This is a genomic window from Burkholderia sp. BCC1977, assembly GCF_905339595.1.
Taxonomy (GTDB): domain Bacteria; phylum Pseudomonadota; class Gammaproteobacteria; order Burkholderiales; family Burkholderiaceae; genus Burkholderia.
This window is the reverse complement of the sequence record NZ_CAJPGQ010000002.1, coordinates 34,407-53,589: the sequence shown is the minus strand read 5'-3', so window position 1 is coordinate 53,589 and position 19,183 is coordinate 34,407. Positions and strand designations below refer to the sequence as shown.

General features: G+C 68.0%; 17 protein-coding genes and 1 pseudogene. 9 read left to right on the top strand and 9 right to left on the bottom strand.

Features of this window, described 5'->3' with window-relative positions:
- Positions 1 to 23 precede the first annotated feature (23 nt).
- A pseudogene (locus U5771_RS02230) lies at positions 24 to 659 on the top strand (1-deoxy-D-xylulose-5-phosphate synthase N-terminal domain-containing protein); the annotation flags it as partial.
- A 165-nt stretch (positions 660 to 824) separates the two neighbouring features.
- Here the strand turns inward: U5771_RS02230 and U5771_RS02225 are convergent.
- The 3 genes from U5771_RS02225 to U5771_RS02215 form a co-directional block, all read right to left on the bottom strand.
- Entirely contained in the window at positions 825 to 1,742 is a 918-nt protein-coding gene (locus tag U5771_RS02225; protein WP_012365478.1) for a LysR family transcriptional regulator, read from the bottom strand.
- 240 nt (positions 1,743 to 1,982) lie between these two features.
- Positions 1,983 to 2,228, bottom strand: a complete 246-nt coding sequence (locus U5771_RS02220; RefSeq protein WP_322022448.1) for a DUF3717 domain-containing protein — start codon at positions 2,226 to 2,228, stop codon at positions 1,983 to 1,985.
- Between the two features lie 276 nt (positions 2,229 to 2,504).
- A complete protein-coding gene (locus U5771_RS02215) occupies positions 2,505 to 4,040 on the bottom strand; it encodes an amino acid permease (protein ID WP_322022447.1) in 1,536 nt (511 codons plus the stop codon).
- A gap of 586 nt (positions 4,041 to 4,626) precedes the next feature.
- Between U5771_RS02215 and U5771_RS02210 the strand changes: the two genes are divergently transcribed.
- From U5771_RS02210 to U5771_RS02195, 4 genes are all read left to right on the top strand, one after another.
- Positions 4,627 to 6,159: a sensor domain-containing diguanylate cyclase gene (locus tag U5771_RS02210; RefSeq protein ID WP_322022446.1), complete on the top strand. Its 1,533-nt coding sequence runs from the start codon at positions 4,627 to 4,629 to the stop codon at positions 6,157 to 6,159.
- A 150-nt stretch (positions 6,160 to 6,309) separates the two neighbouring features.
- Positions 6,310 to 7,380 carry an FUSC family protein gene (locus U5771_RS02205; RefSeq protein ID WP_322022445.1) on the top strand — a complete coding sequence of 357 codons (1,071 nt, stop codon included), beginning with the start codon at positions 6,310 to 6,312 and terminating at the stop codon, positions 7,378 to 7,380.
- 319 nt (positions 7,381 to 7,699) lie between these two features.
- Positions 7,700 to 9,037 (top strand): argininosuccinate synthase, encoded by a 1,338-nt coding sequence (argG, locus tag U5771_RS02200; RefSeq protein ID WP_322022444.1) that lies wholly within the window; start codon positions 7,700 to 7,702, stop codon positions 9,035 to 9,037.
- A 228-nt stretch (positions 9,038 to 9,265) separates the two neighbouring features.
- Positions 9,266 to 9,763, top strand: coding sequence for a shikimate kinase (locus tag U5771_RS02195; protein ID WP_322022443.1), 498 nt, complete (start codon positions 9,266 to 9,268; stop codon positions 9,761 to 9,763).
- 30 nt (positions 9,764 to 9,793) lie between these two features.
- Here the strand turns inward: U5771_RS02195 and U5771_RS02190 are convergent, their stop codons facing one another.
- From U5771_RS02190 to U5771_RS02180, 3 genes are all read right to left on the bottom strand, one after another.
- Complete coding sequence (locus tag U5771_RS02190) at positions 9,794 to 10,159, bottom strand: nuclear transport factor 2 family protein (RefSeq protein ID WP_322022442.1); 366 nt, start codon at positions 10,157 to 10,159, stop codon at positions 9,794 to 9,796.
- A 93-nt stretch (positions 10,160 to 10,252) separates the two neighbouring features.
- Positions 10,253 to 11,563, bottom strand: a complete 1,311-nt coding sequence (locus tag U5771_RS02185) for an MFS transporter (RefSeq protein WP_322022441.1) — start codon at positions 11,561 to 11,563, stop codon at positions 10,253 to 10,255.
- Positions 11,564 to 11,754: 191 nt separating this feature from the next.
- A complete protein-coding gene (locus U5771_RS02180) occupies positions 11,755 to 12,837 on the bottom strand; it encodes a tartrate dehydrogenase (protein WP_322022440.1) in 1,083 nt (360 codons plus the stop codon).
- A 108-nt stretch (positions 12,838 to 12,945) separates the two neighbouring features.
- Between U5771_RS02180 and U5771_RS02175 the strand changes: the two genes are divergently transcribed.
- The 3 genes from U5771_RS02175 to U5771_RS02165 are packed head-to-tail and all read left to right on the top strand — an operon-like array spanning position 12,946 to position 15,885.
- Positions 12,946 to 13,854, top strand: coding sequence for a LysR substrate-binding domain-containing protein (locus U5771_RS02175; RefSeq protein WP_322022439.1), 909 nt, complete (start codon positions 12,946 to 12,948; stop codon positions 13,852 to 13,854).
- 52 nt (positions 13,855 to 13,906) lie between these two features.
- Positions 13,907 to 14,617 carry a helix-turn-helix transcriptional regulator gene (locus U5771_RS02170; protein WP_322022438.1) on the top strand — a complete coding sequence of 237 codons (711 nt, stop codon included), beginning with the start codon at positions 13,907 to 13,909 and terminating at the stop codon, positions 14,615 to 14,617.
- The gene (locus U5771_RS02165; protein WP_322022437.1) at positions 14,614 to 15,885 is read left to right on the top strand and encodes a HipA domain-containing protein; all 1,272 of its coding nucleotides are present in this window, start codon (positions 14,614 to 14,616) and stop codon (positions 15,883 to 15,885) included. The genes U5771_RS02170 and U5771_RS02165 overlap by 4 nt, the downstream gene beginning before the upstream one ends.
- Positions 15,886 to 15,916: 31 nt before the next feature.
- On the opposite strand, the gene U5771_RS02160 is transcribed toward U5771_RS02165, so the two are convergent.
- From U5771_RS02160 to U5771_RS02150, 3 genes are all read right to left on the bottom strand, one after another.
- Complete coding sequence (locus U5771_RS02160; protein ID WP_322022436.1) at positions 15,917 to 16,918, bottom strand: LysR family transcriptional regulator; 1,002 nt, start codon at positions 16,916 to 16,918, stop codon at positions 15,917 to 15,919.
- A gap of 99 nt (positions 16,919 to 17,017) precedes the next feature.
- Entirely contained in the window at positions 17,018 to 17,437 is a 420-nt protein-coding gene (locus tag U5771_RS02155) for an ATP--cob(I)alamin adenosyltransferase (RefSeq protein ID WP_322022435.1), read from the bottom strand.
- Between the two features lie 140 nt (positions 17,438 to 17,577).
- Complete coding sequence (locus U5771_RS02150) at positions 17,578 to 18,378, bottom strand: helix-turn-helix transcriptional regulator (RefSeq protein WP_322022434.1); 801 nt, start codon at positions 18,376 to 18,378, stop codon at positions 17,578 to 17,580.
- 171 nt (positions 18,379 to 18,549) lie between these two features.
- Here U5771_RS02150 and U5771_RS02145 point away from each other — a divergent pair, with 171 nt between their 5' ends.
- Positions 18,550 to 19,176, top strand: coding sequence for a LysE family translocator (locus U5771_RS02145; protein WP_322022433.1), 627 nt, complete (start codon positions 18,550 to 18,552; stop codon positions 19,174 to 19,176).
- Positions 19,177 to 19,183: the final 7 nt, after the last annotated feature.

Genomic DNA, 19,183 nt, shown 5'->3' with positions numbered 1-19,183 from the left:
CGTCCAGCATCGGAGCAGATATCGTGCGATCCATCCTTCGATCGGTCCGGTTGCCCGGCGAGCTGTGTCGGCTCCCGCCGCGCGCTGCCGCAGCTCGCGACGAGCTGTGTGCCTTCGTGCTCGACAGCGTGTCCCGTACAGGTGGCCGCCTGTCGCCCAATCTCGGCAGTGTGGAACTGGCAATCGCGCTGCACTACGTGTTCGACACGCCGCACGATCGCATCGTGTGAGACGTCGGCCATCCATCGTATCCACACACGATCCTGACGGGGCGCCGCGAGCAGATGGGCCGGCTGCACCCGTTCGGCAGCATCTCGGGCCTTCGGTGCCGGGACGAATCCGAGTACGACGCGTTCGGCACCGCGCGTTCGAGCACATCGATCTCCGCCGCGCTCGGGATGGCGCACGCGGCACGTCTACGGCGCGAGCAACGCCACGGCGTCGCGGTGACCGGCGACGGCGCACTGAGCGCGGGCATGGCATTCGAAGCGCTGAACAACGCGGGCACGGCCGCCCGCCTCCCTCTCATCGTGGTGCTCAACGACAACGACACGTCGATTGCACCGCCCGCGGGCTCGCTGCGCGGCTGCCTCGCACGGCGTTGCGGGCGGAATGGGTGCGCGACGCCGCGACGGTCGGTATCACGGCGGGCGCCTCCGCGCCGGAAGTCATGATCGAACACGTGCCCGTTGCGCCGCGCGATCTCGCGCCCGTTGCGCTGTCGACGATGGACGGCCTGCGGGAAACCGCGGCATTCCCGCTGCCGCCGGGGCTCGAGTGAGGCGACGCACACCGCGTCAAGCAAGCCCCCACCGCCCGCACGCTCATTCGGGCTGCGGCGGCAGATACTCCATCTGCGACTCGTCGTACAGCCGGTAGATCAGCGCCTGCATCGCGCGGATGTCCTCCGATTCGTCGAGCATCCGCATGCTCATGATGATCGGCGACACGAGGTTCGGATCGTCGAGCGGCTTGTAGCTGATGTCGTCGCGCTTCAGGCCGTACACGCTGTGCGGCACGACCGACACGCCCTCGCCCATCGCGACGAGCCCGAGCGCGATCTGCAGTTCGCGCGTCTCGTAGATGCGCCGCGGCTGCAGCGCGCGATCGTGGAATGCCGCGAGCACCTGGTCCGCATAGCTCGGCCGCGGCGCCTTCGGGAAGATGATCAGCGTGTCGTTCACGAGATCGTGCAGCGACAGCACAGGCTTCGCGCCGTCGAGCACATGGCCGACCGGCAGCGCGACGATCATCCGCTCCTCGCGCAGCACGACGCGCCGCACGCTCGGATCCTCGTGACGGATGCGCCCGAACCCGACGTCGATGCGCCCTTCCTTCAGCGCCTTGATCTGGTCCATCGTCGACATTTCGTGCAGGCTCAGCTCGACGGCCGGATACTCGCTGCGAAAGCGCCGGATGATCTTCGGCAGCATCCCGTACAGCGTCGAGCCGACGAACCCGACCGACATGCTGCGCTCGATCTTGCCGACCCGCTTCGTCATCGATTCGAGCTCGGTCGTCTGCGCGAGCAGCTGCACCGCGTGCGAATAGAAGAACCGCCCCGCGTCGGTCAGCTTCAGCGGCCGCGCGTTGCGCTCGAACAGCGGCACGCCGAGCGCCTCCTCGAGCTGCTGGATCTGCCGGCTGAGCGGCGGCTGCGCGATGTGCAGGCGCTCGGCCGCACGCGTGAAATTCCGCTCCTCGGCAACCGCGACGAAGTAGCGGAGGTGTCTCAACTCCATGTTCGAACCCTCCCGGACAGGCAACGGACGTTCATTCGGCCCCGCGCGGACACGTCCCGCGCCGCTCGTCCCGTGAGCGCCTGCTCCCGATGCCATGACGATACCTCAGCCCGCGCCGATACCGGCGCGAGCCGCGCCGCGCCCGCCACCGCGCGCGGCACCGCGCAAAGCAAAACGGGAAGCCGCCAGGCTTCCCGTTGCTTCATCGACGCCGCGTCGCGGCAGCGTCCCGACCGCGCGTCACGCCTCGGTCGCGTACAGCGCATCGCGCTGCGCGTCGCTCAGCGCGTCGAGCGGCACGTCCGGCAGCCGATAGCAGATCATCGCGCCGTACAGCTCGGCCAGGCAGTTGCTGCCGGCATCGAGCGCGTAGCCGTCCTCGCCGTCCGGCGCCGGCGGATACACTTCGCGCCACGCGTTGATCGCGGCTTCGATTCGCACGATGGAAACGGGTCCGGCCTTCCGCTCGGCGGGTGATGCGCTCATGGATTCCTCTGGATTGCGCGCTCCGCGGGCCGTGCCGGCCGCGGCGGAACGATGGAAATGCCGGGCGCCGCCGGCCGTCGCAAGAGGCGCGCGCCGGATGCCCGATCCGCGCCGCGCTCGTCGCGCCGGCCGGGCCGTGGCCCGGTAGGGTCGGGCAATATAACCGGCTTTGACCCCGTGCAGGGGAAAGCGGACAAAAAAAACGGGAAGCGCGCGGCTTCCCCGCTCGGCTTCCCGTTTCGTCGCGCAATCGCGCGGCCGCGTGCCGCACCGGCATCAGCCCACGGTTTCGCGATTCTCCACGCGCGGCATCTGCGCGCTGCGGTTCGCGGCCACCCACGGCGCGATCTCCATGTCCTCGTAGCGCACGAAGCGGCTCTTGTTCAGGAGCCGGTAGCCGAGCCACACGACGAGGAACAGCGGAATGCCGACGTAGGTCGCGGCCACGCCCGCCCAGTCGATCCGGTTCGCGAGGAACGCCTGATAGTCCTGGCCGAGCGCGATCACGAGACACAGCACGAACGCGAACAGCGGGCCGAACGGGAACCACTTCGACTGGTACGGCAGTTGATCGAGCCGATAGCCCTGCTTCACGTAGCCCTTGCGGAACCGGTAGTGGCTGATCGCGATGCCGAGCCACGCGATGAAACCCGTCATCCCCGACGTGTTCAGCAGCCACAGGTACACCGTCTTGTCGCCGTACAGCGACGTGAAGAAGCACAGCGCGCCGACGGCGGTCGTCGCATACAGCGCATTGCGCGGCACGCCGCCCGGCGACAGCTTCGCGAACAGCCTCGGCGCGCGGCCTTCCGTCGCGAGGTTGTAAAGCATCCGCGTCGACGCGTACATGCCCGAGTTGCCGGCCGACAGCACGGCCGTCAGGATCACCGCGTTCATCACGCCGGCCGCGAACGCAAGGCCCGCGTGGCGGAACACGAGCGTAAACGGGCTCACGCCGATGTCGGTCACGTCGCTCTTCAGCAGGCTCGGGTCGGTATAGGGAATCAGCACGCCGATCACGAAGATCGCGAACACGTAGAACAGCAGGATCCGCCAGAACACCTGGCGCACCGCGCGCGGGATGGTCGTGCGCGGGTTCTCCGATTCGCCGGCCGCGACGCCGATCAGCTCGGTGCCCTGGAACGAGAAGCCCGCGATCATCGCGACGCCCATCAGCGCCGGCAGGCCGCCCGCGAACGGCGCGTCGCCGATCGTCAGGTTGCCCCAGCCGTTGCCCGGCGCGCCCTTCAGAATGCCGAAGATCATCAGCAGGCCGACGCCGATGAACGCGACCACGGTGACGACCTTGATCAGCGCGAACCAGTATTCGGCTTCGCCGAAGCCGCGCACGGTCAGCGCGTTGAGCAGGAACATCACGCCGAGGAACGCGGCGCTCCACCAGACGCCCGGCACGTCCGGGAACCAGTAGTGCATCACGAGCTGCGCGGCGACGAGTTCGACCGCGATCGTCACGGCCCAGTTGTACCAGTAGTTCCAGCCGAGCGCGAAGCCGAAGCCTTCGTCGACGTATTTCGCGCCGTAGGTCGCGAACGAGCCCGACACCGGCATGAACGCGGCCATTTCGCCGAGGCTCGTCATCAGGAAGTAGACCATCAGGCCGATCAGCATGTACGCGACCATCGCGCCGCCGGGGCCGGCCTGCGAGATCGACGCGCCGGACGCGACGAACAGGCCCGTGCCGATCGAGCCGCCGATGGCGATCATCGTCAGATGGCGCGCCTTCAGCGCGCGATGAAGCTTGGGTGGGTTCGCGGACGAACCGGGTGGGTCGGAATTCGGAATTACGGACATAAACGAGACGAACGTTGAGCGGGCCGGCATCCGGAGCCGGCGCATGCGGGATCGGGGCGCGACGCGCCGCCTGCTGCGATGCATTCGATGCGGCCCCGATACGCGTTGCGCGCCGGGCGCCTGCGGCGAAGCGCGGATTCTACCTGATTCGTCGTGGGGACCGCTCGGGTCCGAACACGCCGTCGCCGCATGCGGACGCAGCAGAATCAACACGTTGGATGCAGCACGCGCGATGACACGGCGGCACGGCCGGGTATCGCGGCACAAGGCCATGCCATTCGACGGATGATCCGCAATGGCGAACCGGGCAATGCGCAAGCGCCCGATCCTGTATTAAAGCGACAAATCGATCGGCATGCGCACCAATAATCAGACGAAATGCCGGCCACCCGTAATTGATTCAAATCAAATCGAACTCGCGGCTTACGGTAATGATGTGTAATCGCCCCGAATCGCCATTCGCGCATGCTTGTTTTGCATCGCGCGGCGAGATTCAGGAATTCGCGAGATAATGCGGATTAACGCGAAATAATCACTGCGCGGAATCGTCGACGACACAAATATCCGCCGCCCGTCACCCCCGAGGATGAAGCCACTCCCGCTGCCCGCTACGCTGCGCCGCCATACCGCGTCGGCCGTGGCCCGCATTCTGTCGCCCCGCGGCGTGCTCGTCGCGGGCATCGTGCTGCTGCTGTTCAGCTGGGGGCTCTCGACGTCGCTTTTAATCGAGGCACGCCACGACGCGTATGACCATGCGGTCGAAAATGCGCGCAACCTGATGCTGCTGATCGAACGCGATATTTCCCGCAATATCGAACTGTATGATCTGTCGCTGCAAAACGTCGTCGACGGTCTCGCCGATCCGGAACTGATGGCATTGCCGCCGCACCAGCGTCACCGGCTGCTGTTCGACCGCGCCGCGACCGGCGCGTATCTCGGCGCCATTTTCGTGATGGATCCGCACGGCAATATCGTGATCGATTCGGCCGCATCGCCGCCGCGGCAAGGCAATTTCTCCGACCGCGACTATTTCGCCGTGCATCGCGACCGGCTCGTGCAGGGCCTCTATATCAGCCGGCCCTATGCGTCCCGGCTGCGCGGCGGCGCACTGACGATCGCGCTCAGCCGCCGGATCACGCTCGCCGACGGCCGCTTCGGCGGCATTGTCGTCGGCACGCTCAACATCGACTACTTCCGCGCGCTGCTCGACGGGCTCGCGGTCGGCAAGCACGGCAGCGCGGCGATCGTCGAGGACAACGGCGCGCTCGTATCGCGCCTGCCGTACGATGCGCGCGTCGTCGGCCTCGACCTCCACAACGCCCCGCTCTTCATCGAGGCGCTGCGCAGCAGCGAAGGCGCGCTGACGGGCGTCGGCGCGATCGACGGCGTGCGGCGCATCTATGTTTACAAGCATCTCGCGAATCTGCCGCTGGTGGTCGACGTCGCGCCCGCCGAGATCGACATCTACGCATCGTGGCGCCATCGCACGATCTGGACCGCCGTGCTGATGGGCCTGTTTACCGCGTTCATCGCGGGGGGCTCGCTCGCGCTGTCGCGCGAACTCAGGCGCCGGCAGATCGCCGAGTCGAAGCTGTACCGGCTCGCGCACACCGATTCGCTGACGGGCCTCGACAACCGCGGCACGTTCGACGCGGTGCTCGCGACGGAAGCGCAGCGCGCGTCGCGCAGCGGCCGCCCGCTGTCGGTGCTGTTCGTCGATGTCGATCATTTCAAGGCGTTCAACGACTACTACGGCCACCTCGCCGGCGACGACGTGCTGCGCCGCGTCGCGCAATCCGCCTCGCGCTGCCTGCGCCGCGACAGCGACCACGTCGCGCGCTACGGCGGCGAGGAATTCGTCGTCACGCTGCCCGACACCGATGCGCGGGGCGCGGCGACCGTCGCCGAAGGGATCCGCCGTACGATCGCCGGGCTCGACATCGCGCACGGCCGCAGCCCGTACGGGCACGTGACGGTGAGCATCGGCACCGCGACCGCCGCCGGCGGGCGCGTGAACGCCTCGACGCTGCTGCGGCAGGCCGACGAGGCGCTGTACCGCGCGAAGTCCGGCGGCCGCGATCGCGTGTCGAACGCCGAGGCGAGCGCGGTCGACGCGTGACCCGGCGGCCGGCCAGGCCGCGTCGCCTCGCCGTGGACAGCCCGCGCGCGTTCGGCTAGCGTTACGTCAGCTGCGCGTGCGGCGCGGCGCCGGCCCGCGCGGGCCGCCCGCGCGTATTTCGGCCACCCCGCCGGCCACCCCTGTTCCGTCATGACCGCCCAGCTCCCTGCCCGACTGCCGCCGCTCCTGCGCCATGCGCTCCGTCCCCTGCTGGACCCGTACCGCCGCTACCGGCACGCGAAGCTGATCCATGGGGCGCGCGTCGCGCTCGCGATCCTCGTGTCGATCGGCTTGTCCACCGGCCTGCACGTACCGCACGGCGAATGGTCGACGATCACCGTGCTGATCGTCGTCGGCGGGCTGCAGCACCACGGCAACATCCGCAAGAAGGCGGCCGAGCGCGCGCTCGGCACGTCGATCGGCGCGTTCGCGGGGCTCGGGCTGATCCTGCTCTACTCCGTGCTGCACGCGCCGCTCGTGATCTACCTGCTGATGGCGATCGCGTGCGGGTTCTGCGCGTATCACGCGATCGGCAAGGCCGGCTACATCGCGCTGCTGTCGGCGATCACGATGGTGATCGTCGCCGGGCACGGCGACAACGAGATCGTCGACGGCCTGTGGCGCGCGGTGAACGTGCTGACCGGCATCGCGATCGCGCTGGCGTTCTCGTTCGCGCTGCCGCTCTACGCGACCTACTCGTGGCGCTACAAGCTCGCCGACGCGCTGCGCGCGTGCGCGGCCGTGCATGCGCGGCTCGCGGGCGACCGCCATGTGAGCGACGACACGCACCTGAAGGAAATGGCCGCGCTGAGCGCGCTGCTGGTGCAGCTGCGTTCGCTGATGCCGTCGGTGTCGAAGGAATGCGAGATCTCGGTCACGCACCTCGAGGCGATCCAGCGCAGCCTGCGCCTGTGCATCGGCTACCTGGAGATTCTGTCGAGCACGGTGCCGGCCCGCGACGACCTGGCCGCCCGCGAATACATGCGCAGCGAAATGAAGGCCGTGAACCGGCGCATCCGCGACACGCTCGTCGGCGCGAGCCGCGCACTCAAGTTCGGCACGCCGAGCCGGCTCGCGGCACGCCGCCGGCCGGCCGGGCCGCCGCACGACGCACCGCCGCCGCAGTTGTCGGGCTACGTGTCGATCACGGCCAAGCTGGCCGGCGAAGTGGATCAGTTGCGCGAGAAACTGCTCGATACCGCGCAGGCGTGGAATATCTGAAGGTCGACGGATTCCCGGTCGTCTTTCATATTCCTTTCATTTAAGCGAACCGGCATCCCGATGCCGGCGGCCGTGTCGATCAACCGATCCGGCCCCGCAAACCGGGCCCGCGCGGCGGTGCGTTCCCGCCGGTTTCGACCGCCGCCCGGGGCCGGTCCGCGACGGATTCTCCGGCCGGTTAATCGCCCGCCAGGCCCGCCGCGACAGGCCCGAACACGTATTGGCGCGAAAATCAGGTCTTGCCCCAACTTCCCGGACAGCCGATACTCGCATATTCCGCGAAATACGATCCCACCGGCTTCAATCCACGGTAATTCCTATGAGCACGATTCTCGAAAGCCTCCCGACCGGCCAGAAGGTCGGTATCGCCTTCTCCGGCGGCCTGGACACCAGCGCCGCGCTGCACTGGATGAAACTGAAGGGCGCCGTCCCGTACGCATACACGGCGAACCTCGGCCAGCCCGACGAAGACGATTACGACGCGATCCCGAAACGCGCGATCGAATACGGCGCAGCCGGCGCCCGCCTGATCGACTGCCGCGCGCAGCTCGTCGCCGAAGGCATCGCCGCGCTGCAAAGCGGCGCGTTCCACATCACGACGGCCGGCGTCACGTACTTCAACACGACGCCGATCGGCCGCGCCGTGACGGGCACGATGCTCGTCGCCGCGATGAAGGAAGACGGCGTCAACATCTGGGGCGACGGCAGCACGTACAAGGGCAACGACATCGAGCGCTTCTACCGCTACGGCCTGCTCGTGAACCCGGACCTGAAGATCTACAAGCCGTGGCTCGACCAGACGTTCATCGACGAACTCGGCGGCCGCGCCGAAATGTCCGAATTCATGAACCAGGCCGGCTTCGCGTACAAGATGTCCGCCGAGAAGGCGTATTCGACCGACTCGAACCTGCTCGGCGCGACGCACGAGGCGAAGGACCTGGAAAGCCTCGAAAGCGGCATCAAGATCGTGAACCCGATCATGGGCGTCGCGTTCTGGCGCGACGACGTGAAGATCGCCGCCGAGGAAGTGACGGTGCGCTTCGAAGCCGGCCAGCCGGTCGCGCTGAACGGCGTCGAGTTCAAGGATCCGGTCGAGCTGCTGCTCGAGGCGAACCGCATCGGCGGCCGCCACGGCCTCGGCATGAGCGACCAGATCGAGAACCGCATCATCGAGGCGAAGAGCCGCGGCATCTATGAAGCCCCGGGCCTCGCGCTGCTGTATATCGCGTACGAGCGTCTCGTCACCGGCATCCACAACGAAGACACGATCGAGCAGTACCGCGAGAACGGCCGCCGTCTCGGCCGCCTGCTGTACCAGGGCCGCTGGTTCGACCCGCAGGCGATCATGCTGCGCGAAACGGCACAGCGCTGGGTCGCGCGCGCGATCACCGGCGAAGTGAAGATCGAACTGCGCCGCGGCAACGACTACTCGATCCTGAGCACGAAGTCGCCGAACCTCACGTATCAGCCGGAACGCCTGTCGATGGAGAAGGTGGCATCGACGTTCTCGCCGCGCGACCGGATCGGCCAGCTGACGATGCGCAACCTCGACATCACCGATACGCGCGACAAGCTGCGTGTGTATTCGCAAGTCGGCCTGCTGACGCCGGGTGAATCGTCGGCGCTGCCGCAGATCAAGAGCGATAGCGAGCAGTAAGCCGTTTCGTTCGAAGCCGGGGCGCGTAGCCGATACGCGGCCCGGCCGGGCAGAGGTATGTGCGTCGGTGCATGCGCGGCCTGCTGCTTCTCCCGCCCGCCTCCCCTTCCGCTTCTCCCCTTCCTGCTTTCCCGCCGCTATCGCATCACGCCGCGTCACGCGAAAACGGCGCTGCAGCCCTGCGGCGATCATGGCAAGCTGCCAGTCGTTCGATTCTCGGCGCGGCGCATGCCTCCCCTCACCGTCATTCACCTGAACGGCCCGATCAACAGCGGCAAGACCACGATCGGTCGCGCGCTCGCACACGTGCTGCCGGATGCGCGCTTCATCGACGGCGACGATCACGACGCACCGGACGATGCCCCGTTCGACGTGCAGTGGGCGATCGCGCTGGAACGTCTCGTCACGCAGATCACGCAGGCGCGCGAACGTCATCTGGTGATCGCCTACCCGATCGGCGAAGCGGAATTCGAACGGCTGCGCGCGGCCTGCGACGCACGCGATGCGCGCCTCGTCGTCGTGACGCTCGCGCCGCCCGAAGCGGTCGCGGCGTCGGATCGCGGCACGCGCGCGCTGACGGACCGGGAGCGGCGACGTATCGCCGAGATGTATCGGGAAGGGTATGCGGCGCACGCGTTCAGCGATTGCGCGATCGATACGTCGAAGGCGTCGGCCGATGCATGTGCGCGGGAGATTGCGCAGCGCGTCCACGCATCGGACGCATAGCGGCGCCGTCCTGACGAGCGATTCGCCGCCTTACGCCGCGTAGTGGGCGAATGCCTCGTTCACGCGATCGCCGGCGCCGAAGTGGAACACCTCGACCGCGCCGCGTCCATTTGCGCCGCGATAGTGAATGGCGACGCCATTCACGCCCGCCAGCACCGAAATGAACTCGAAACGCAGGTCCGGAACACGCTGCAGCGCCTTCGCCCAGTACGCGCGCACCGCCTCCTTGCCGCGCAGGCATCCGCTCGGCTCGCCCGCGATCCGCACGATCATCGGCGAATGCATGACGAAGGCATCGTCGTAGTGCGACAGGATGCGGTCGAGATCGTGCGCGTTCCATGCGTCGATCCATTCCTGCGCAAAGTGCCGCGCGAATGCGTCGGTGATCGGTTCCATCCGGCGGGTCGCCTCCATATCGGGCGCGGCGCGAATGCCGGCCCGTGCGCTCGAGTGTAGCAGCGGCTGCGCCGCGTCCGGCGTGCCCCGCCTTCAATGATGATGCTGCACACCCGACACGACCTGCTCGCGCGCCCCCTTGCGGCTCAGCAGCAGCGTGACGACCGCCGACACCGCGAGCGTGCCCGCCACCACGTACAGCCCGGCCGCGTACCCGCCCGTCACGTGCTTGAGCCAGCCGATCGCGAACGGCCCGACGAAGCCGCCGAGGTTGCCGATCGAATTGATCATCGCGATCCCCGCGGCCGCGCCGGCGCCGGACAGGAACGCGCTCGGCATCGCCCACAACGGCGCCTTCGCGGCGCTGATCCCGATGTTGACGACGACCAGCGCGAGCACGGTCAGGAGCGCCGTGCTCGCCTGCCCCGCGAACACGAAGCCGATGCAGGCCAGCACGCACGGAATCACCACGTGCCAGGTGCGCTCGCCGGTGCGATCCGAATGCCGTGCCCAGACGATCATCGCGACGACCGCGGCGACGCTGGGGATGCCGGTCAGCAGGCCCGTCTGCAACGCGGTGAAGCCGAACTGCCTGACCATCAGCGGCGCCCACAGGCCGAGCGTATAAAGCCCCGCCGACGTGCCGAAGTAGATCAGCGCGAGCGCCAGCACGCGCGGGTCGCGCAGCGCCTGCCACGCGCCGGCCGTGTGCCCGGCATGCGTGTGCCGCGCGTCGGCCTCGGACTTCAGCTTCGCGACCAGCCAGTCGCGCTCGTCCGGCTGCAGCCACGCGGCCTTCGACGGCGCATCGGTCAGGCACTTCAGCACGACGAAGCCGAGCAGAACCGCGGGCAGTGCCTCGATGATGTACAGCATCTGCCAGTCGGCGAGCCCGAACATCGGCGGCATCTGCATGATCGCGCCCGACAGCGGCGAGCCGATCGCGGTCGAGATCGGCGCGGCCGCCATGAACCATGCGGCGGCCACCGCGCGCTGCTTCGCGGGAAACCACAGGCTCAGGTACAGGATGATGCCGGGGAAGAAGCCGGCTTCCGCCACGCCGAGCAGGAAGCGCAGCACGTAGAAGCTCGTCGGCCCGGCCGCGAACGCGGACACCGCCGACACGATGCCCCACGTGATCATCACGCGCGCGATCCAGATGCGTGCGCCGACGCGGTGGAGAATCAGGTTGCTCGGCACTTCGAACAGAAAATAGCCGATGAAGAACAGGCCGCCGCCGAGTCCGAACGCGGTCGGCGACAGGCCGATCGCCTTGTTCATCGTCATCGCCGCGAAGCCGACGTTGACGCGATCGAGAAAGCTGACGAAGTACAGCAGCATCACGAACGGAATGATGCGCCACATCAGTTTCCGCGCGACGCGGGTTTCCAGATCCGCTTGCATGTGTCTCCTCCTTCGAGGTCGAGCCGCGCGCTGTCCGCGCGTGCTCCGTGGGTGCCGGCCGGCGTCACGACGACGCGTGTGCGCCGGCGCCCGGCTCGCGTCGAATGCGCGAGTCGCGGGCAGGACATTTCGGGTGGCGGTGAACGGAAGGCGGCCGGCTGCGCACGCAGCCGTCGCCGTCCTCGCTGCCGTCAGGCGGCGACCGCCGCGTGCGCAACGCGCTCGCAGACGGCGGCCGTCACCTGCGCGGTCGTCGCGCGGCCGCCGAGGTCGCGCGTATGCAGCGACGGGTCGGCCGTCACGGCCTCGATCGCCTGCATCACGCGCGCGGCCGCTTCCGTCTCGCCGAGATGCTCGAGCAGCATCACGACCGACCAGAACGTGCCGACCGGATTCGCGAGGCCCTTGCCCATGATGTCGAACGCGGAGCCGTGGATCGGCTCGAACATCGACGGATAGCGGCGCTCGGGATCGATGTTGCCGGTCGGCGCGATGCCGAGGCTGCCGGCCAGCGCGGCGGCGAGATCGCTGAGGATGTCCGCGTGCAGGTTGGTCGCGACGATCGTGTCGAGCGACGCCGGGCGGTTCACCATGCGCGCGGTCGCGGCGTCGACGAGTTCCTTGTCCCACGTGACGTCGGGGAATTCCTGCGCGACCTGCTTCGCGATCTCGTCCCACATCACCATCGCGTGACGCTGCGCGTTGCTCTTCGTGATGACGGTCAGCAGCTTGCGCGGACGCGACTGCGCGAGCCGGAACGCGAAGCGCATGATGCGTTCGACGCCGGCACGCGTGAGGATCGACACGTCGGTCGCCGCCTCGATCGGATGCCCCTGGTGCACGCGGCCGCCGACGCCCGCGTATTCGCCCTCCGAGTTCTCGCGCACGATCACCCAGTTCAGGTCGTCCGGCCCGCAGCGCTTCAGCGGCGCGTCGATGCCGGGCAGGATGCGCGTCGGCCGCACGTTCGCGTACTGGTCGAAGCCCTGGCAGATCTTCAGGCGCAGGCCCCACAGCGTCACGTGGTCGGGCACGTCGGGGTCGCCCGCCGAGCCGAACAGGATCGCGTCCTTGCCGCGCAGCGCGTCGAGACCGTCGGCCGGCATCATCGCGCCGTGCTGGCGGTAGTAATCGGCGCCCCAGTCGAAATCCTCGAACTCGAAGGCAAAGCGGTCGCTGCCGCGCGCCAGCGCTTCCAGCACCTGCTTGGCCGCAGGCACCACTTCCTTGCCGATGCCGTCGCCGGGAATGGTCGCGATACGGTAGGTCTTCATGCTGACATCCTCGATTGATCGTGAGCGTGAACGCACTTTACCGAACCGGAAGTGCTGAAACCGGGGCTATACTCAAAGCATCTTTAACTTCAATTCATGAATCCCGTCATGGCGGATACCGTCCAGCCGGCCGATCTCGGCTTCTTCTCGACGCTGGCCGCGGCGGGCAGCCTGAGCGCGGCCGCGCGCGAACTCGGGCTGACCGCGGCGGCCGTCAGCAAGCGGCTCACGCAGATGGAGCGGCGCGCGGGCGTGACGCTCGTCAACCGCACGACGCGACGCATGATGCTGACGCCCGAGGGCGACGTGTACCTCGACTACGCGCGCCGGATCCTCGATCAGATGGACGAGCTGGGCGAACTGCTCGGCAGCGCGAAGCAGCGGCCGAAGGGGCTGCTGCGCGTGAACGCGACGCTCGGCTTCGGGCGCGGCCACGTCGGCCCGGCGATCTCGCGCTTCGTCGCGCGCTATCCGGAGGTGTCGGTGCAACTGCAGCTGTCGGTGATGCCGCCGCCGCTCACCGACGACGCGTTCGACGTGTGCATCCGCTTCGGCGAGCCGCCCGACACGCGCGTCGTCGCGCGGCGGCTCGCGCCGAACCGGCGGCTGCTGTGCGCGGCGCCCGCGTATCTCGCGCGGCACGGGACGCCGGGCACGCCGCACGAGCTGGTGCGGCATAACTGCATCGGCATCCGGCAGGGCGACGAAGGCTACGGGATCTGGCGGCTGACGAGCGGGCGCGGCGCGGCGCGCGACACGGAAGCCGTGCGGATCAACGGCAACCTGACGACGAACGACGGCGAGATCGCGGTGAAGTGGGCGCTCGACGGGCACGGGATCCTGATGCGCGCGGAATGGGACATCCGCGACTATCTGGCCGACGGGCGGCTCGTCGTCGTGCTGCCCGACTACGAGACGCCGAGCGCGGATATTTATGCGGTGTATGCGCAGCGGCATCAGATGTCCGCACGGATACGGGCGTTCGTCGATTTTCTGGCGGGGGAGCTGGGCGGGTGACGGAGGGGGCAGGCGGACGGGAGCTAACGCACGGTGCAGGACGAGGGGCACCGTGCGCCCTGCGCAAACATCGTGCGGCGTTGAATCGGCCGGTCGGCACAATGCCAGTATTTTGGCGATTTTTCACAAAAAACGCCAAAATATTTACATTCTCATCCACGAATCAGAATCGAAATGCCGTTTGCCTCCAGCCAAAGTGCTATTATTTTGGCGTTATCCTACAAAAATCGCTGAAATATTAGCGCTAACCATGGCCAAGAAGACTGCCCCGCTCTTGCCGGCTTCCAATCGGCTGCTCGTCGACTTCGGCGAGCGGCTGAAGTTGGCGCGCCTGCGCCGAAAGCTGACGGCCAAACAGGTCGCAGAACGCGCCGGCATGTCGCCGATGACGCTTCGCTCACTGGAAGCTGGCGGTTCGGGGGTAACGATGGGGGCCTATCTTTCGGTCATGCAGACGCTCGGGCTCCTGGGTGATCTGGACAAGCTGGCCGCCACGGACCCGCTCGGCCGCCAGCTTCAGGACGCCCGACTCGCCACGCCGCGGCGCTCGAAGCAAGCGGCCTCGACACCGGCCGCGGCAGCGTCGCACCCGTCCGACAAGCGCGCTCGCGCGAGCGTTTCCCCCATCGCCCAAGCCGAGGGAACAGCGACGACGGCATCCGGTCACGCAGTGACTGACGAAAATCGCGGCACGACCGCCGCGGATCTGACCGCAATGCTGAAACCCGTGGGCAAGCGACACGGAGGAGCGACCAGGAAATGACGACCATCTCCGTCTACGCGGACTGGAGCAGCCTGCCCGCTCCCCGAAAACTCGGTCTTCTGCACGGTCGGCAGACACGAGCCAGCGAACGGTTCGAATTCCAGTACGACGCGGTTGCGCTGGCAGCACCCGAGTTCGCCGACGTGCAACTCGACCCCGGGATCGGCCTCTTCGAAGGACCTCAATATCCGGTTCCGCCGCGGCACGCGTTCGGCGCGTTCGCCGATTCGAGCCCCGATCGGTGGGGCCGCATGCTGATGGATCGCCGGCTGGAGCGTGACATTCGTGCAGGTCTTCGACCGAAGGGCGCGCGACTCCATGAATCTGACTACCTGCTCGGCGTCCACGATCTCTATCGAGTCGGTGCATTGCGCTACAAGCTCGACGACACCGGAGAATTTCTCGATGACCGCATCGATCTCGCCGCACCACCGTTCGCGGAGATTCGCGAACTGGAGCAAGCCAGTCGGGCACTGGAGGAAGACGTCGACAATATCGCCCCGGACGGTCGCGATTGGTTATCGATGCTCATCGCACCCGGCGGCTCGCTCGGCGGCGCCAGGCCAAAAGCCAGCGTGGCCGACGACCGCGGGCATCTGTATATCGCCAAGTTCCCGAGCGCCCGTGACGACTACGACGTAGGCGGCTGGGAAATGGTCGTCAATGCACTGGCGGTCGGCTGCGGCCTGAACGTCGCCCACGCCGAAGCACGAAAATTCGCCAGCGATTACCACTGCTTCCTGGTGCGACGCTTCGATCGGACTGCTGATGGCCGCCGGCTGCATTTTGCCTCGGCCATGACGATGACCGGTCATGCCGACGGCGACGATGCATCGACCGGTGTCAGCTACCTGGAACTGGCGGAAGTTCTCATGCGACATGGCGCGCAACCGAATGCCGACCTGCGCGAACTATGGGCCCGGATCGTCTTCAACCTTCTCGTCTCGAATACCGACGACCATCTTCGCAATCACGGGTTCATGCTCGAACCGGCTGCAGGCTGGCGACTCTCCGCGGCCTACGACATGAATCCCGTCGCCGTAGCCGATGGTCTCAAGCTCAACATCACCGAAGCCGATAACGCGCTGAACCTCGAACTCGCTCGCGAGGTATGTGAATACTTCCGGCTGAGCCTGAAGGATGCCGACGAGATCATCGACGACTTCCGCGGCGTCGTCGGCCAATGGCGCACGCTCGCGACACGACTCGCGCTTTCTGCCCGGGAACAGGAGCGCATGGCCGACGCGTTTCGTCTCGCAGGCACCTGAGCCCCCGCTTCCTTCATTCGATGCCCCACCGTCACGCCGCCGCCGCCAGCCTCCCGTCGGGCTCGCACGCGGCGATCGCCGTCGCCGCCATCCGCCGCGGCGCTGCCCCAGGCACGCTCACACCGGCCCCGTCCTGCGCGGCATCCGCGAAACGCTCCGCGATCCAGTCGACGAACGCGCGCACACCGGGCGATACGTGCCGACGCTTCGCATAGACGGCCGACACGGAAACCGCGCCCGGCCGCCACCGCGGCAGCACTTCCCGCAACTGCCCCGCATCGATCAGCGGCTGCGCGACGACGCGCGGCGGCTGGATCAGCCCGAGGCCATGCACGCCGCAGGCCAGGTACGCCTGCTCGTCGTCCACGCTGACGATGCCGTCGAGCCGGATCTTGCGCACCGCGCCGTCGATCGCGAATTCGAGTTCGGCCGGGCGCTGGCCCGACGCGAACGCGCCGTTGACCGCGCGATGCCCGGCAAGCGCATCGAGCGAACGCGGCACGCCGCAGCGCTCGAGATACGCGGGGCTCGCGCAGGTCACGCGTTCGAGTGCGCCGAGCGGGCGCGCCACCAGCGACGAATCGGGCAGCGCACCGAGCCGGATGCTGCAGTCGACCGCATCGCCGATCAGGTCGGCCGCGCGTCCGGACACGCCCAGCATCAGCACGAGCTCGGGATGGCGCGTATGGAACGCGCCAAGTGCAGGCAGCACGATCGCGTCCGCCACCGATCCCGGCAACTCGACGCGCAGCGGCCCGCTCGGATGCCGCGCCGCATTGCGCAGGCTCGCCTCCAGCTCGTCGACGTCCGCGGTGATGCGCTGGCACCGCCGGTAATACGCGTCGCCTTCCGGCGTCGCCCGCAACGCGCGCGTCGTGCGCACCAGCAACGGCATGCCGAGCGCCGCCTCGAGTTCCTGCACGGTGCGCGTCGCGGTGGCGCGCGAAATGCCGAGCGAGTGCGCCGCCCGCGTGAAGCTGTTCATCTCGACGATGCGCGTGAAGATGCGCATCGCGCGAATCGGATTGTCCACCGGAGACTCCCGCGAAATGCGGCATGACGCGCCGCGCGCGAACGCAACGCGGGGCATGCCTGTCAGTGACAAGGCCGCGCCGCCGGCGCGGCGACCGGTTCAGTCGTGCGCGGCCGCGGCCTCGCGGGCCGGCGCGGCGAGCAGTTGCCGCGCCAGCGCGAGCGCCTCGTCGCGATTCGCCGCCGCGCTCAGCGGATAACCCCAGACCTTTTCGAACGCGGCCGAGAACGCCTTGAGCGCCGCACGCCGCTGCGCGTCGGGCTCGACCGCGATCATCGCGGGAATCCATGCGCGCGATTGCGCGCGATTCGCCTTGCTCCATTTCGCGAGCTTCTTGCGCATTTCGTGATCCTGCGCATCGCGATCGTCGCCGGACGGCGCATCATCGGTCAGGAACACGAAACGTTCCCGGCGCGCGAACAACGCGTCGAGCTCGGTCAGCACGTGCGCGGGACCGCTCGACGGCGAACGCGCGTAACGCAACCACACCAACGGGAATTCAGTCGTGACGATCTGCATGTCGATCTCCAGATGAGAATGATTCTCATGTTAGGGGACGACGCCTGCCCCGTCATTTCTCGTGCCGGCCAACCGCTTGTTCGATCCGGCCAACCACGCGCGCGTACCGGCCCGGCCCGGCCCGACCCAGCCCGGCGCGGTCAGCGCTGCCGGTCGCTCAGGTACTGGGTCGGCGACTTGCCGGTCGCCTTGCGGAACATCGTCACGAAGCTGCTCGCGCTCTCGTAGCCGAGGTCGATCGCGATCTGGTGCACGCGGCGGCCGGCCGTCAGCATCCGCAGCGACAGCGCGACGTGCAACCGCCGACGCCAGTCGCCGAGGCTCATGCCGAGTTCCTTCGCGGCGAGCCGTGTGAGGCTGCGCTCGCTGACGCCGGCGCGGCGCGCGAGTTCGGGCAGCGGCGACTTGTCGGCCGGATCGTCGAGCAGGTGATCGATCAGCTTGCGCAGCCGGCGGTCGGCCGGCATCGGCAGGTACAGGTCCTCGACCGGCGCCGCGACGAGTTCGTCGAGCAGCGTCGCCATCAGCCGCCCCTGCGGACCGTCGACGTCGTACAGGCTCGGGAAGCTCGCGGCCTTCAGCAGCAGCTCGCGCAACAGCGGCGACATGCCCAGCGTGCAGCAGCGCGCCGGCAGGCCGGGCGCCGCATCGGGCTCGACCAGCACCGCGTAGAACGTCGCGCCGGCCGAGCCGCGCGCCGAATGCGTGACGCCGCCCGGAATCCACACCGTGCATTGCGGCGGCGCGCTCCACACGCCGCCGTCGATCTCGCAATAGACGACGCCGCTCAGCGTGTACAGCAGTTGCGCCTGCGGATGGCTGTGCCGTTCGAGCCGCCATTCGGGCTCGACGACCGAGCCGCCGAACACGACGAGCGGACGCGGCACGTGATAGATGTCGGCGTCGGCAGCGGGATCGGTAACGGGTGGCAGGATGCGCATGGAGCGAAGGCGTTGGAGGCGGCCGGACGGCATGCCCGCGCGGCCTTTCGTGCTTATACCAGAAAGGCGCCGGCGCGGCTGCGCGGTTCCCGGCCGGCGTCGGCAGCGGCGCGCCGAACCGAATACAATGCGTCGATCGCCCGCCGCCGCGCCAACCCTGCCGGAGCCGCCATGTTCGACCTGACCACGCTGACCACCTTCACCGCCGTCGTCCTGGGTCTGTTCCTGATTCCCGGCCCCGCCGTGCTGCTGGTGCTGAGCCGCACCGTGCAGGGCGGCCGCAAGACCGGCATCCTGACCGGCCTCGGCGTCGCGAGCGGCGACTTCGTGCATACGCTGTTCGCGGCGGTCGGGCTGTCGGCGCTGCTGATGACGTCGGCGCTCGCGTTCAACGTCGTGAAGCTGGTCGGCGCCGCGTACCTGATCTACCTCGGCGTGCGCGCGCTGCTCGACAGGCCGTCCGATCCGTCGCTGCCGAAGGTGCCGCCCGTCACGCCGCTGAAGGCGTACCTGCAGGCGATTCCCGCCGAAGTGCTGAACCCGAAGACCGCGCTGTTCTTCCTCGCGTTCATGCCGCAGTTCGTGCATCCGGAACGCGGCTCGACGTTCGTGCAGTTCGCGGTGCTCGGGCTGATCTTCGTCGTGCTCAGCTCGCTCTACACGACGCTGATCGCATGCTCGATCCGCCCGCTCGGCCGCCTCGTGAAACGGCTCGCATGGCTCACGCGCTGGCAAGGGAAGATCATCGGCTCGATCTTCATCGCGCTCGGGCTGCGCGTCGCGGTGCAGCAGCGCTGACGCGCGC

What these genes read in the sequence shown, in the direction of transcription:
- U5771_RS02225 (WP_012365478.1), bottom strand. Translation starts at nt 1,742, where the DNA reads ATGGAGTTGAGACACCTCCGCTACTTCGTCGCGGTTGCCGAGGAGCGG.
- U5771_RS02220 (WP_322022448.1), bottom strand. Translation starts at nt 2,228, where the DNA reads ATGAGCGCATCACCCGCCGAGCGGAAGGCCGGACCCGTTTCCATCGTG.
- U5771_RS02215 (WP_322022447.1), bottom strand. Translation starts at nt 4,040, where the DNA reads ATGTCCGTAATTCCGAATTCCGACCCACCCGGTTCGTCCGCGAACCCA.
- U5771_RS02210 (WP_322022446.1), top strand. Translation starts at nt 4,627, where the DNA reads ATGAAGCCACTCCCGCTGCCCGCTACGCTGCGCCGCCATACCGCGTCG.
- U5771_RS02205 (WP_322022445.1), top strand. Translation starts at nt 6,310, where the DNA reads ATGACCGCCCAGCTCCCTGCCCGACTGCCGCCGCTCCTGCGCCATGCG.
- argG (WP_322022444.1), top strand. Translation starts at nt 7,700, where the DNA reads ATGAGCACGATTCTCGAAAGCCTCCCGACCGGCCAGAAGGTCGGTATC.
- U5771_RS02195 (WP_322022443.1), top strand. Translation starts at nt 9,266, where the DNA reads ATGCCTCCCCTCACCGTCATTCACCTGAACGGCCCGATCAACAGCGGC.
- U5771_RS02190 (WP_322022442.1), bottom strand. Translation starts at nt 10,159, where the DNA reads ATGGAACCGATCACCGACGCATTCGCGCGGCACTTTGCGCAGGAATGG.
- U5771_RS02185 (WP_322022441.1), bottom strand. Translation starts at nt 11,563, where the DNA reads ATGCAAGCGGATCTGGAAACCCGCGTCGCGCGGAAACTGATGTGGCGC.
- U5771_RS02180 (WP_322022440.1), bottom strand. Translation starts at nt 12,837, where the DNA reads ATGAAGACCTACCGTATCGCGACCATTCCCGGCGACGGCATCGGCAAG.
- U5771_RS02175 (WP_322022439.1), top strand. Translation starts at nt 12,946, where the DNA reads ATGGCGGATACCGTCCAGCCGGCCGATCTCGGCTTCTTCTCGACGCTG.
- U5771_RS02165 (WP_322022437.1), top strand. Translation starts at nt 14,614, where the DNA reads ATGACGACCATCTCCGTCTACGCGGACTGGAGCAGCCTGCCCGCTCCC.
- U5771_RS02155 (WP_322022435.1), bottom strand. Translation starts at nt 17,437, where the DNA reads ATGCAGATCGTCACGACTGAATTCCCGTTGGTGTGGTTGCGTTACGCG.
- U5771_RS02150 (WP_322022434.1), bottom strand. Translation starts at nt 18,378, where the DNA reads ATGCGCATCCTGCCACCCGTTACCGATCCCGCTGCCGACGCCGACATC.
- U5771_RS02145 (WP_322022433.1), top strand. Translation starts at nt 18,550, where the DNA reads ATGTTCGACCTGACCACGCTGACCACCTTCACCGCCGTCGTCCTGGGT.